We start from the raw sequence: 14,061 nt of genomic DNA on the forward strand, positions 1-14,061 counted from the left end.
TAATGTCTATAAGTGTATTGAACTTTTCTTTATTGGGTCTTTAAAAGTTAAAGTTTGCTCCAAGTCGTTTCACAAATCAATTTGGACGTTTCACTGATATTATAAAAGGGTTGAAAATATACGGGACTATATTTGTATTCGTTTTAAAAAATCAATAGTTAAAACCAAAACCAAAAATGCGAAAAATCATCTTTACCGGACTGGGTATCGTGTTAATATTAGCTTCATTTTTCTTTGCAAAAATGATTATAGACAATAAGAAAGTCTTTAAACCACGAGCACAGAAAGTTGTAAAAACCGTTTTTACGGAAGTCGTTGAAAATAAGACTATTCCAATCATTGTTACCGCTAATGGAAATTTGAGGGCGAAACAGCGGGTTGAACTGTATGCTGAAGTCCAAGGTGTTTTTAGAAGAGGAAATAAATTGTTCAAGGAAGGACAATCCTATAGACAAGGTGAAACTATTATTAATATCGATGCTCAGGAATATACTGCTAGTGTTCAATCGGCTAAAAGTAACTTGTACAATGAGTTGACCTCTATCATGCCCGATTTGCGGTTGGACTATCCGGAGTTTTATCCTAAATGGCAATCTTATCTTAATAATTTCGACCTTTCAAAAGGAACACCACAATTACCTGAAATGAACTCTGAAAGTGAACGATTCTTTATTTCCGGTAGGGGTATTCTAACTAGTTATTACAATGTTAAGAATTTGGAACAAAGGCTTTCAAAATATAGGATTAGTGCCCCTTTCAACGGAGTATTGACAGAAGCACTTGTTACCGAAGGAACCTTGGTCAGATCTGGTCAGAAATTAGGGGAATTCATCAATCCGGGAGTTTATGAATTGGAAGTTGCCGTAAGTAAGTCCTTTACAGATCTTTTAAAAGTTGGTGAGTCTGTTGAATTGACCAATTTTGATGATAATGAGGTATATAAGGGAAAGGTTACAAGAATAAATGGGAATATAGATCAGGCATCCCAAACAATCAAGGCTTATATAGAAGTAGATAATGACAAATTAAGGGAAGGAATGTACTTGGAAGCCAACCTCGATGCCAAAAAAGAGGAAAATGCCATAGAAATAGACAGAAGCCTTCTCCTAGAGGGTAATAAAATATTTGTCGTAAGGGATTCCGTCCTGGATCTTATCGACGTTAAACCAGTCTATTTTTCAGAGAAAAGCGTAGTGTTGAAGGATGTTCCAGATGGTATGACAATTATGTCCAAACCATTGATCGGGGCATTTACGGGTATGGCCGTAAAGGTATACGAAGATCAACCAGATAATTCCAAGGGATAATGCGAAAAATTATAGAATATTTTATAAGGTACCATGTTGCGGTCAATGTGGTAGTGATTTCTTTCGCCCTTTTCGGTATAGTAGGGGCCAAATCACTCAAGTCCTCCTTCTTTCCTTTGACGGATTCCAAGAATATATCCATTACAATTACATATCCGGGTGCATCGCCACAGGAGGTAGAGGAAGGTATTGTTCTTAAAATTGAGGATAATTTAAAAGGATTGGAAGGTGTTGACCGTGTTACCTCCACCTCAAGGGAAAATAGTGGGACTATCAATATCGAAATAGAAAAAGGAAGGGATATTGATTTTATGCTTCTTGAAGTCAAGAACGCAGTAGATAGGGTTCCTACGTTCCCAACGGGTATGGAGCCATTGGTGGTGTCAAAATTGGAAGCCGTACGCCAAACAATTTCCTTTGCCATTAGCGGAGAGAACATTCCATTGGCCACTTTAAAAAATGTAGGTCGCCAGATAGAAAACGATTTAAGGGCCATTCCAGGAATTTCCCAAATAGAGATTTCAGGATTTCCCCAAGAAGAAATAGAAATAGCGGTTAATGAAAATAGTCTATTGGCTTACGGAATTTCATTTCAAGAGGTGGCTACTGCAGTTGGTAATGCCAATATTTTGGTAACGGGCGGTAATATAAAGACAGATGCCGAAGAATATCTAATTAGGGCAAACAATAGATCGTATTACGGCGATGAACTATCCAATTTAATAGTCAAGGCAGACCCTTCCGGTAGTACGGTACGGTTAAAGGATGTTGCCGACATACGCGATCGTTTCGCTGAAAACCCAAATGCCACATATTTTAATGGAAACTTATCAGTAAATACCTCTATAACAAGTACGAATACGGAAGACTTAATTCAATCTGCCGAGGATGTTAAGGCATATATCGAGGAGTTCAACCAAAAGTATAGCAATGTTAAATTGGATATAGTTTCGGATCAGTCCGAAACCTTGGTGCAACGAACACAACTTTTGACGGAGAATGCCATTATGGGTATGATCCTGGTTCTGGTCTTTCTTTCGTTATTCTTAAACACAAGATTGGCATTTTGGGTAGCTTTTGGTTTACCGGTGGCATTCTTAGGAATGTTCGTTTTTGCCGGATTCTTTAATGTGACGATAAACGTTCTATCGCTGTTCGGTATGATTATCGTAATCGGGATTTTGGTAGATGATGGTATCGTAATCGCGGAGAATATTTACCAGCATTATGAAAAAGGTAAATCTCCTGTACAAGCTGCCGTGGATGGTACTATGGAAGTTTTGCCTCCAATTATTTCTGCTATTATCACTACCCTTCTGGCCTTTTCCATTTTCTTGTTTTTGGACAGTAGAATTGGGGAATTCTTTGGAGAGGTATCGGTAATCGTAATATTAACCTTGGTAGTTTCCTTGGTTGAGGCATTGATTATTTTACCGGCCCACTTGGCACATTCGAAGGCCCTACAGCCTTTGGATAAAAAACCAAAAAAAGGATTGGCAAAGGCTTTTGCCAAACTTAGGGTAATCAATGATTCAGGGGATAAGTTAATGGTTTGGATGCGGGATAAACTTTATAGTCCGGCACTTAGGTTCGCCATGAAATATAAAATACTAACCTTTAGTTTTTTCGCTGTGGCATTGATTCTAACCTTCGGCTCCGTTGGGGGCGGAATTATTAGAACTGCATTTTTCCCTAGGGTGGCCAGTGATAGGGTAGGCATTGAGCTGCAAATGCCCAATGGTACCAACGAAAAAATTACGGACTCCATTATCTCCATGATTGAGGATAAGGCAGTAATCGTAAATCAGGAATTGACCGATAAATATTTACAGGGAACCGATAAGATGATGTTCGAAAATATGATCAGAAGAATCGGGCCAGGTTCATCAAGCGCAGAATTAACGATAAACCTATTACCTGGGGAGGAACGACCGGATGAGGTAGTTTCGGATATGGTTACCCGTAGAATTGAAGAATTAGTAGGTCCGGTTATCGGTGTGGAAAGTTTGATCTACGGTTCTGGTGGTAATTTTGGAGGATCTCCCGTTTCCGTTTCCTTGTTGGGAAATAATATTGAAGAACTAAAAGCGGCCAAAAATGAACTGAAGGGTATACTTCAGAATAATTCCAGGCTAAAGGATATTTCGGATAATGATCCCGCGGGTATCAAGGAAATAAGACTTCAGTTAAAGGAAAATGCATATCTGTTAGGGCTAGACCTAAGAACAGTAATGAACCAGGTACGTGCAGGTTTCTTTGGGGTACAGGCACAGCGCTTTCAAAGGTCACAGGATGAAATTAGGGTTTGGGTACGATATGATCGGGAAGATCGATCTTCCATAACCAATTTGGATGATATGCGAATCGTAACTCCAACGGGCGACCGTGTTCCTTTAAAAGAAATTGCAGAATATACTATTGAACGTGGCGATGTCGCGATTAATAGATTGGAAGGTAGAAGGGAAATTCAGGTTTCTGCGGATATGAAGGATATCAAGGATAGCCCAACGGAGATTATGGCAGAAATTCAGAATGTCATCATGCCCGATATTCAGTCTAGATACCCGACCGTAACGGCCTCCTATGAGGGGCAGAACAGGGAACTGGGGAAACTAACAGGGTCCTTAAAAGTTGTAGGTCTTTCCATCTTGCTTCTTATTTACATAACCATCGCTTTTACGTTCAGAAGTTTTAGTCAGCCTTTGATGTTGCTATTGCTGGTTCCCTTTAGCTTTACTGCGGTGGCCTGGGGGCATTGGATACATGACTTTCCCATTAACGTGCTTTCCATATTGGGAATCATAGCCTTAATCGGAATTATGGTGAATGATGGTCTGGTGTTAATCGGAAAGTTTAATTCTAACCTGAGGGAAGGAATGACTTTTGATTCGGCCATTTATGAGGCGGGTAGGTCTAGGTTTAGAGCTATTTTCTTGACATCCGCTACCACTATTGCCGGTTTGGCTCCGTTAATGATAGAAACCAGTAGACAGGCACAATTCCTAAAGCCAATGGCCATTTCCATTGCCTACGGAATAGGAATAGCTACGATATTGACGTTGCTAATGTTGCCCTTGTTTTTATCGTTTGGCAATAACTTAAAATCCAAGAATAGAATGTTGGCTTCCGGTCATAAGATTACCAAGGAAGAGGTGGAAAGGGCCATCCTTGAAAAAAGGGAAGCAGAGCATTTGGAAGGTATAAAACATCAGGGACTAAATGGATCGTTGACCAAAGACGAAGCATATCATAAAGAAGAAACCTTATAATGACACATTTTAGATTAACAATTTTCCTTTTACTGTCTTCCGTTCTAGTCGTTGCACAAGAAAATTTGCTTTCCAAGGAGGAGGCGGTAGCCAAGGCATTGGAAAATAATTTTGGAATAATTATCGCAAAAAATCAAATTGATATTGCAGGGAACAACGCCAGTTTACTCAACTCAGGGTATTTGCCTACGCTTACGGGTACGGCAGGAGCCAACTACACCAATAACGAAAGTCGCCAGGAATTTCCAGGTAGGTTTGATAGTATTGGCAACCCTCAGGCCGATGTTAGCTTAAGCGGACTTGAAAGTCAGCGATACAATGCAGGATTAAATTTAAATTATACCTTGTTTGATGGATTGGGTAGGTTCTATAATTACAAAAGGCTTAAGGAGCAATATCAGTTATCGGAGTTGCAAGCACGAGAGACCATTGAAAATACAATGCTCCAAATGTTCAGTGTTTATTTTGAAATTGCCAGGCTAACCGAGAACAGAAATGTACAATTGGAGGCTCTGGAAATTTCAAAACAGCGTATCACAAGATCAGAATATGCCTTTGAATATGGACAAAATACCAAATTGGACATTCTTAATGCCCAGGTGGACGTGACCAATGACAGTATCAATTTATTGAATACGGAACAACAATTGGAAAACGCAAAAAGGGATTTAAACGTACTCTTGAATCAAGACTTAAGTTCAAATTTTGTGGTCGATACGCTAGTCTCTTTTACCCCCAGGATTACCTTGGTGGATTATATGGAACAATCCATATCGAATAACGTGGCCATTTTGCAAACGGAGCAAAACCTTAAGATCAATGCCTATGATATCAAGGTAAATAAATCAGGATATCTTCCCACTATTGGCCTTACGGGGTCCTATGGATGGAACAGAAGTCAAAATCCGGATCAAGTATTCTTTACCGGGCAGGTTTTCCCGGGGACCAATAGTACGCAGCTAAGTTTTGGACTTGGTGCCAGTTTAACGTGGAACCTATTTGATGGCGGAGGTACCGCAGTGCGGGTAAAAAATGCCAAGATTACCTATGCAAACCAAGAGTTATTGCGAAAGCAAGTAGAACTGGAGGTTAATAGGGACATGCAAAATGCCATGGCCATTTATGAAAATAGACTTCGAATATTTAAAATTCAGGAACAAAACGTAGTCACCAACCAAAATAATTTTGAACGTTCGAGGGAACAATTTCAATTGGGAAGGATTACTTCTATTGAATTCAGGCAGGCACAGATAAATTTATTGAATGCACAAACCAATAAGAATTTGGCAAAGTACGATGCTAAATTGGCAGAACTACAGTTGCTTCAGCTTACAGGGCAATTACTGAATATTGAAATATGATAGCCGCAGGTCAACAAATAACGACGAGCAATATGTATAATGACAAAACGGACAAGGAAATTTTGGAGGTGTTGGAACAACATGCTCTATTGACCTTTGAATCCCAGCTTCAATTAAAGGAAGAAATAAATAGAAGGGGCCTATCATTGGATATTTCAAGTTTGGACGCTGCCATTGATGATAAGATTGCCCGAATTAAAAACTTTGAATATTTAAAAGATTTTGGTTTTAAGGCTGAGACCATCGATAATAGATTCTTGGTTACCAGAACCCTCAACGCGGTTTTAACGGATGTTTTTGCGGTTTTACTAGGTTTGGTCGCCTTTTTTATCGGAATTAACGGGGCGATAAATCTCGTATTGACCTTTATAAATGGCGATGAAGTAGATGTGTTTACCCTGGCCGTAAAATTTGCCATGGCCGGGCTGCTTTTCGTTGGAATCCGATTCTTTAGTGGACTCAAGCGTTTGTTTGACTATGCTGGTTTTGAACTGGCCCGGAAGAATGGGGAGATTACGCTTAAAAAGAGATTCGATATAAAGTTGGAGGAAATTCAGGCCAAACCCTCAGATTTAATTTTGCACAGGGAAGAGGATGATTTGGGACTCCAATTGGGCAATGAGGTAATCTTTACTTCCAATGCCGAAAATTTGATACAAAGAATGACCTTGGAGGAATTGACCAAAAGACTCAAGGGAAATTAATCGGCAATCCCCATGTATGAACATTTTTTTCAATGCCCTTATTGCTGGGAGGAGGTATCTATGCTTATGGATTCATCCATTACGGACCAAACGTATATAGAAGATTGTGAGGTCTGTTGTAATCCTATAGAGATAACAGCTAAATTTCGGGAAAATGTGTTGGTCTCTTTTGAAGCCAAGGAAATAGGACAATAATTACATTTCCTTTATTTTCCCTCCAAATACCTTGTCCTTTTTCACGTTTTTGGGGTTTCCATAGATATATATGGAGCCACCTGCCTTTACCTTGGCGTTTACTTCTTCCGATGCTTTTACATCTGCCCTGCCACCAGCCATAACGGTAACCATGGTTTCGGATGTGTCCAAACCTTTACAATACGCCTTGCCTCCTGTATTGACAGATATTTCTTGTTTTTTACTGGTTCCAGTTAGGGTTACTTCACTTCCGGATACGGCACGGACATTAACCTCGTCCAAGGAAACTTTTAGGTCTATAATTCCGCCTTCCTGTCCCTTGATTTCCACTTTGGAGGCCTTAAATGTTACATCGGAGATAATCTTGGCATTCTCGTTCGCATCGATTAAAATCAAATCCTCTGTATAATATAAGGTGCCTTTCGCTTCGTCTCCATCCATAAAATTACCAAATTCCATCTTTATCTTAAGAAGTCCGTTCTTGTTGGAAATATTAACCTCATCCTTGTCATCGCCGGTAATGACCAATTTGTTTTCGTTACTTTTTACCAAGGAAACCACAATGCGGTCGTATACCTTCAACTCTGTAAATTTCTCTAAGGTCTTGGTATTTGCTTTTTGGGCGAAGCATACGGGAACAATAAACAGTAGCGAAACGGATAGTAACCAATTTTTCATTTTAATCTATTCTTTTAGTGGTTGTTGGGAAATGTATTTTATAATAAATATTCTTCAAATATATTAGGAATTCCATTGTATTGGAAGAAAATAAGTCATCGTATGGATTTTCTGTACTCCGTAGGCGTAACTCCCTTTATTTCCTTGAACCTTCTATTGAAATTGGATTGGGACTGGAAACCGCATCCTTCTGCGATATTCATAATAGCATCGTTCTTGGATTGTGCCAGCTGTTGACAGGCATGTTCTACCCTATAGGAAATCAAAAAATCAAAAAAACTCTGATTCGTATGTTTTTTAAAGAACCTACAAAAGGAATTCTTGGTCATATATGTCAGTTCGGCAACCTCTTCCAAGCTAATGGGTCTTTTAAAATTTTGGATAACCAAATCGAATATCCGCTGAAGCCTTTCCCCTTCGTCCAAGCTCCGTATTTTTGATGGTGCCCCAAGCGATAGACTTTTTATAGGCACTTCACAGAACCGTTTTAACAGATGTAGCAGGCCCAAAAACCGGTCCAATCTATTTTTATCCTCCATTTTTTGTAGGATTAGGCCTAGTTCCTTTTGGTTTTCCAAAATTTTAAAGCCATTCTGGACCTTGGTAAAAAATGACTTTAAGTACTGAAGTTCCAATAAATCAAAAAAGTCCTTTCCAAAGGACTCATTCGTAAAAAAGAGGGTATACATTTTGGAGGTGGACTTATCCGTTCCCTCGCTTTTAAATAGGTGGGGCATGTTACTACCCAAAACGAACAGATCATTTGGATGATAAGGATGGATACTATCCATAAGGACCAGCTTACCGTGCCCCCTACTTATATAACTAATCTGTATCTCTTCATGCTGATGCAGCTTATCATAGAAGCGGATTTCTTCATCAATCTGGAAAACCAGATTCTCGGATGGCGATTTTGGAATGATAAACGGAAGTACCTTCATGTCTTAGGAGTAGTTTCAATTATTCATGAAATGTAATGAATATATAAGTTGTATGGTAATTTAGTATTGGTAATTGGTAAAATCGAATTAATGATTTTTTAATTGTATAGCTAATTTTACGAAAACAAAATTAAAGTAATATGGCACTTTCATGGAGCGGGGTAATGCCCGCGGTTACGACAAAATTCACAAAGGAGGGAAATTTGGACTTGGATATGTTTCAAGTAAATATAGAGGCTCAGTTAGCTGCTGGGGTAAACGGAATTATCTTGGGCGGCACTCTTGGCGAGGCAAGTACCTTAACGGGAACAGAAAAAGAGACCCTATTAAAAAAGACGGTTGAAATTGTGGATGGCCAGGTTCCCGTTGTCCTTAACATAGCAGAACAGACAACACAGGGAGCTATAGAAGCGGTAAAGGCTGCCGAGAGAAATGGGGCTTCAGGTCTTATGATGTTGCCTCCAATGCGCTATAAGGCGAACGATTTGGAAACGGTGACTTACTTTCAAGAAGTGGCAAGAAGTACGGATTTGCCCATTATGATCTACAATAACCCTATTGATTATGGTATCATGGTGACTTTGGATATGTTCGAAGTTTTACTCCAAGAGGAGAACATTACGGCCGTAAAGGAGAGTACACGGGATATTTCCAATGTAACACGAATAAAGAATAGGTTTGGTGACCGACTCAAAGTTTTGACAGGTGTGGACACCTTGGGTCTAGAGAGTTTGTTGATGGGTGCCGAAGGATGGGTAGCCGGTTTGGTATGTGCATTTCCCGCGGAAACTGTAGCCATTTATAAATTGGCAAAGGCCGGTAGGATCAAAGAGGCTCTAGAAATTTACAGATGGTTCCTCCCCCTATTGGAACTGGACATTAATCCGCAACTTGTGCAGAACATAAAATTGGCCGAAGTAGCCACAGGTATAGGCACGGAAAATGTTAGGGCACCAAGACTTCCGTTGCAAGGTGCTGAACGGGAAAGGGTTTTGAAAATAATTGAAATTGGAATGGCGAACAGACCTCAATTGCCCGATTATCTCGAATTGGAAGAAATCATGGCATAAACTATAGAACATGGCACTTCGAATTTTTAAGCAGCATCTTGTCTTTGGCCTATGGGTATTCTTGGCCGGAATGAACCTTTACGCCCAAAACTTCAATAACGGTACTGAAGCATTGGAGAAAATCATAGGGGAGGTTGAGAAGTTTAAATTGTATGATCGAAGCGAGTACCCATTGGGCAGATATCTGCCCGAGGTATATGAAAAAGATGCCCAATTTGCCGCTAAAAAACTCGAAGATCTTGGCAATATTGACCTAGAGACACTTTCCGAAACGGAAAGGATTTCCTTGGAATTGCTAAAATTCAGTCTTCAAAATAGGGTGGATGAGTACAATTTTGGACTTTATTTAAACCCGATACAGGCGGATCAAGGTTTTCACCTTAGCCTAAATTATCGCATTAGGCCCATTCGCGATTATGAAAGTGCCAAGGAATATTTGAATGTTCTTGATGATATGCCCCGTTTCGCGGATGAGCACTTTCAAATATTGCGTATCGCACTGGAGAAGAAGGTCTCACAGCCCAAGGTAATTTTTGACGGATATGAATCCACCTATAACCAGCATATTAGCGTAGAAGTTGAAGAAAATCCATTTTATGCTCCTTTCAAGGAGCTACCTGCTTCACTTACCCAAGCACAAAATGATTCTATTTTGAATGCGGCCAAAGTGGCCATAGCTGAATCGGTGGTTCCTACCTTTAAAAAAATAAAACTCTTTTTTGAATCGGAATATATACCCAACACCCGAAATAGTGTGGGTATTTCAGATACCCCAGGTGGATCGAAGTTGTACCAGAATAGGGTAAACTATTATACCACGACCGACAAGTATACTGCGGATGATATACACGAAATAGGGTTAAAGGAAGTAGCAAGGATAAGGTCTGAAATGGAAGAGATTATCAAATCGGTCGGATTCAAGGGAAGTTTTGTCGACTTTTTGGAGTTCCTCCGTACCGATGAACAATTTTATGTAACGAATGGGGAGGATTTATTGAAGGAAGCTAGGAACATTGCAAAACAGATCGATGCAAAATTACCCACCTATTTTTCAACCCTACCCAGAAAACCTTATGGTGTAAAAAAAGTACCGGATGCCTTAGCGCCAAAATATACAGGGGGTCGCTACTCGGGTTCCCGTAGTCCAACGGAGCCGGGCTATTATTTGGTCAATACCTATAAATTGGACAGTAGGCCCTTGTATGTCCTGCCTTCCCTGACACTTCATGAGTCGGTTCCTGGACATCATTTGCAGGGCAGCCTTAATCAGGAAATGTCGGATAGTATTCCACAGTTTAGAAAAAATATGTACCTATCTGCTTTTGGTGAGGGTTGGGCGCTGTATACCGAGTTTTTGGGAGATGAGATGGGTATGTATAAAACGCCTTATGAGAAGTTCGGAAAACTGACTTATGAGATGTGGAGGGCCGCCAGATTGGTTGTGGATACCGGAATCCATGCCAAAGGATGGACCAAACAGCAAGTATTGGATTTTATGAAGAATAATACGGCACTGTCCCTTCATGAAATCAATACCGAAACGGACCGATATATTGCATGGCCCGGACAAGCTTTATCCTACAAAATGGGAGAACTAAAGATTAGGGAACTGAGAAAAAGGGCAGAAAATGAATTAGGACCAAATTTTGACATCAGAAAATTCCATGAAGTCATTTTAGGACAAGGTACGGTAACCCTACCTATTTTGGAAAGAAGGGTAAATACGTATATTGAAAATGTAAAAAAGAGCTGATTTGTGTGAAAAAACATGTATTTAAATGTATTGACGGTCATACTTGCGGAAACCCCGTAAGGTTGATCGTTGAAGGGGCTCCCGATCTTAAAGGGGCTAACATGAGTGAAAAAAGACTTCATTTTATAAAGGAATACGATTGGATCAGAAAAGGGTTGATGTTTGAGCCCAGGGGCCACGACATGATGAGCGGTGCCTTTTTATATCCGCCGTCCAACCCAGAAAATGACTTTGGCATTGTTTTTATAGAGACGAGTGGCTGTCTTCCCATGTGTGGGCATGGCAGCATTGGTGTAATAACGATGGCCATTGAGGAGGGAGTCGTTGTTCCCAAGGAACCAGGGAAGGTCAGAATGGAAGCTCCGGCCGGTTTGGTCGAGGTTACCTACCATCAGAATGGCAATAAAGTGGAATGGGTAAAATTGCTCAACGTGGGTTCTTATTTGGCAGCTTCGGAATTGACCGTTACCTCCAAATTTCTTGGGGATCTTACTTTTGACGTGGCCTATGGGGGTAACTACTATGCCATTGTCGATCCGCAGGAAAATTTTTCCGGACTCCAGAATTATTCCGCATCGCAACTGATAGAAATGGCCAGGGAGCTTCGGCAGCAAATCAATTTGAAATATCCCGGAAAATTCGTGCATCCAGAAAATCCGTCTATCAAGGATGTGAGCCACATACTTTGGACGGGCACTACAATTTCCCCCGATGCTGCGGCCAGAAATGCCGTGTTCTACGGGGATAAGGCCATAGACAGATCACCCTGTGGCACGGGTACTTCAGCAAGGATGGCGCAGTGGTATGCCAAAGGAAAACTGGAAAAAGGGGAAGAATTCATCCATGAAAGTATTATTGGTTCCAAATTTATTGGTGAAGTAGAATCAGAATGTAAAATTGGTAATTTTATGGGTATAATACCTAGTATTAAAGGTTGGGCAAGACAATACGGTTATAATGAAATCAGTATTGATGAATCCGATCCGTATGCCCAAGGTTTTCAGGTGATATAGTCAAGACCAAAATGAAGTTCAAAAGTAAAAAAGATACATTATTCAGTGTGATAATTTTTGGGACAAATGTATTCTTGATTATTGTCACCATAGCTGGGATTTTAAAAGGAGAAATGGAGAAGGGGGAATATTGGTCTTTAATACCTGTTCTTGGTATTGTCGGATTTTTATTTTGGCTGTATTTCGGAACTAATTATGAACTTACTAAAGAGAATGGTCTAATTTATAGGAGTGGGCCTTTCAATGGGAAAATAAGTCTTGAGCGTATAACGGAAATCATAAAAGGAAAAACACTTTGGGTGGGTTTCAGACCAGCTACTGCAAGAAAAGGATTGATAATTAAATATGATAAGTTTAATGAAATCTACATAAGCCCAAAAAACAATGAATCTTTTATAGAAAAGATATTGGAATTGAATAAAACAATAAAAATAACCCAATGAATAGGCTATTTTAGATTCTATGAGATTTTTTGACACTGGAGTAAGATTATAATTATACCTGTTTAAACATGGCGGACAAAAATACATTGATTGTTGGTGGGGGAATTATGGGACTTTGTTCCGCATATTATTTGCATAAGAAGGGATACCAAGTTACCGTACTGGAAAAATCGCAAGGAGGGATGGGGGCCTCGTTTGTGAATGCGGGATATCTTACCCCAAGCCATATTGTACCTTTGGCGGCGCCAGGAGTAATTACCAAAGGATTATCCATGATGATGGACAGCAAAAGTCCTTTTTATATTAAGCCACGCTGGGATATCGATTTTTTTAAATGGGCATGGTCCTTTCACAAATCCTCCACCAAGGAAAAGGTCGAAAAAGCTGCACCGATAATAAAGGACATTAATCTGTTGAGTTCCAAGTTGTACGATGAGATAAAGGAGTCGCGGGATTTGGGAGATTTCCATTTGGAAAAGAAGGGGCTGCTCATGATTTACCAGACTGATGCCTATGGCAATGCCGAAAAGGAAGTGGCCGCGAAGGCTAAAGAGATGGGTTTGGAGGTTTCCAATCTCAATGCCGATGAACTAAAAGCGTTGCATGGAGATATGAAGGTAATAGGAAAAGGTGCTTTGCATTACTTTTGCGATGCCCATAGCACGCCAAATGTCTTCATGGCCAAGATGAGGGAGTACCTAATAAAGAGCGGGGTCCAGATAAAGTATGAGGAGGAAGTACTTAAGTTCGATTATTCCGATTCATCCATCCGTAAAGTACATACCGATAAAGATACCTATACCCCGGACGATATAGTATTGGCCTCCGGGTCGTGGAGCAATAACCTGGTAAAACAATTGGGTCTGACATTACAGGTACAGGCGGGAAAGGGCTATTGCATTGATGTTCATAGGCCTACGGGAATAGAATTACCGGCCATCTTAATGGAGGCAAAGGTGGCGATTACACCTATGGAAGGATTTACCCGGTTTGCGGGAACTATGGAATTTTCAGGGATTAATTATGATATTAATTTGAATAGGGTCGAAGCTATTGCAGAGGCCGTAAAGAAATTTTATCCTAACGTTGAAATAACCCAAGAAGAAATTAGGAATGCCAAATGCGGTTTACGTCCTGTATCGCCGGATGGACTCCCGTACATTGGGAAGACAGGCCACTTTGATAATTTGTTTATTGCAACCGGCCATGCCATGATGGGATGGAGTATGGGTCCTGCAACCGGAAAACTTATATCAGAGGTCTTGGAAGGTAACACCCCTTCCATGGATTTAAAACCGTTTGATCCCGAGAGGAAGTTCCTGTGATT

The 14,061-nt window shown here is 40.3% G+C and carries 12 protein-coding genes; 10 read left to right on the forward strand and 2 right to left on the reverse strand.

Translation table 11 applies throughout. The features are described from left to right. Nucleotides 1–176: 176 nt before the first annotated feature. The 5 genes from CJ263_RS10940 to CJ263_RS10960 are packed head-to-tail and all read left to right on the forward strand — an operon-like array spanning nt 177 to nt 6,836. Nucleotides 177–1,307, forward strand: a complete 1,131-nt coding sequence (locus tag CJ263_RS10940; protein WP_094997307.1) for an efflux RND transporter periplasmic adaptor subunit — start codon at nt 177–179, stop codon at nt 1,305–1,307. Further along, nucleotides 1,307–4,576 (forward strand): efflux RND transporter permease subunit, encoded by a 3,270-nt coding sequence (locus CJ263_RS10945; RefSeq protein ID WP_094997308.1) that lies wholly within the window; start codon nt 1,307–1,309, stop codon nt 4,574–4,576. Before CJ263_RS10940 ends, CJ263_RS10945 begins: the two co-directional genes overlap by 1 nt. Continuing rightward, a complete protein-coding gene (locus CJ263_RS10950) occupies nt 4,576–5,937 on the forward strand; it encodes a TolC family protein (protein ID WP_094997309.1) in 1,362 nt (453 codons plus the stop codon). Before CJ263_RS10945 ends, CJ263_RS10950 begins: the two co-directional genes overlap by 1 nt. After that, nucleotides 5,934–6,641, forward strand: coding sequence for a hypothetical protein (locus CJ263_RS10955; protein WP_094997310.1), 708 nt, complete (start codon nt 5,934–5,936; stop codon nt 6,639–6,641). The genes CJ263_RS10950 and CJ263_RS10955 overlap by 4 nt, the downstream gene beginning before the upstream one ends. A 12-nt stretch (nt 6,642–6,653) precedes the next feature. Next, the gene (locus CJ263_RS10960) at nt 6,654–6,836 is read left to right on the forward strand and encodes a CPXCG motif-containing cysteine-rich protein (RefSeq protein ID WP_094997311.1); all 183 of its coding nucleotides are present in this window, start codon (nt 6,654–6,656) and stop codon (nt 6,834–6,836) included. Here the strand turns inward: CJ263_RS10960 and CJ263_RS10965 are convergent, their stop codons facing one another. Together CJ263_RS10965 and CJ263_RS10970 are read right to left on the reverse strand one after the other, a co-directional pair. Further along, nucleotides 6,837–7,514, reverse strand: a complete 678-nt coding sequence (locus CJ263_RS10965) for a head GIN domain-containing protein (RefSeq protein ID WP_094997312.1) — start codon at nt 7,512–7,514, stop codon at nt 6,837–6,839. Between the two features lie 95 nt (nt 7,515–7,609). Then, nucleotides 7,610–8,455 (reverse strand): AraC family transcriptional regulator, encoded by an 846-nt coding sequence (locus CJ263_RS10970; RefSeq protein ID WP_094997313.1) that lies wholly within the window; start codon nt 8,453–8,455, stop codon nt 7,610–7,612. 140 nt (nt 8,456–8,595) lie between these two features. On the opposite strand from CJ263_RS10970, the gene CJ263_RS10975 reads away from it, so the two are divergent. The 5 genes from CJ263_RS10975 to CJ263_RS10995 all read left to right on the forward strand — a co-directional run bounded on the left by CJ263_RS10975 (nt 8,596) and on the right by CJ263_RS10995 (nt 14,059). Then, nucleotides 8,596–9,525: a dihydrodipicolinate synthase family protein gene (locus CJ263_RS10975; protein WP_094997314.1), complete on the forward strand. Its 930-nt coding sequence runs from the start codon at nt 8,596–8,598 to the stop codon at nt 9,523–9,525. 10 nt (nt 9,526–9,535) lie between these two features. Continuing rightward, complete coding sequence (locus CJ263_RS10980; protein ID WP_373288307.1) at nt 9,536–11,278, forward strand: DUF885 domain-containing protein; 1,743 nt, start codon at nt 9,536–9,538, stop codon at nt 11,276–11,278. A 5-nt stretch (nt 11,279–11,283) separates the two neighbouring features. Further along, complete coding sequence (locus tag CJ263_RS10985; RefSeq protein WP_094997315.1) at nt 11,284–12,291, forward strand: 4-hydroxyproline epimerase; 1,008 nt, start codon at nt 11,284–11,286, stop codon at nt 12,289–12,291. An 11-nt stretch (nt 12,292–12,302) separates the two neighbouring features. Beyond that, complete coding sequence (locus CJ263_RS10990) at nt 12,303–12,734, forward strand: PH domain-containing protein (protein WP_094997316.1); 432 nt, start codon at nt 12,303–12,305, stop codon at nt 12,732–12,734. Nucleotides 12,735–12,802: 68 nt separating this feature from the next. Next, entirely contained in the window at nt 12,803–14,059 is a 1,257-nt protein-coding gene (locus CJ263_RS10995; protein WP_094997317.1) for an NAD(P)/FAD-dependent oxidoreductase, read from the forward strand. The last annotated feature ends 2 nt before the right edge of the window (nt 14,060–14,061 follow it).

This window comes from Maribacter cobaltidurans, from assembly GCF_002269385.1.
Classification (GTDB): Bacteria; Bacteroidota; Bacteroidia; order Flavobacteriales; family Flavobacteriaceae; genus Maribacter; species Maribacter cobaltidurans.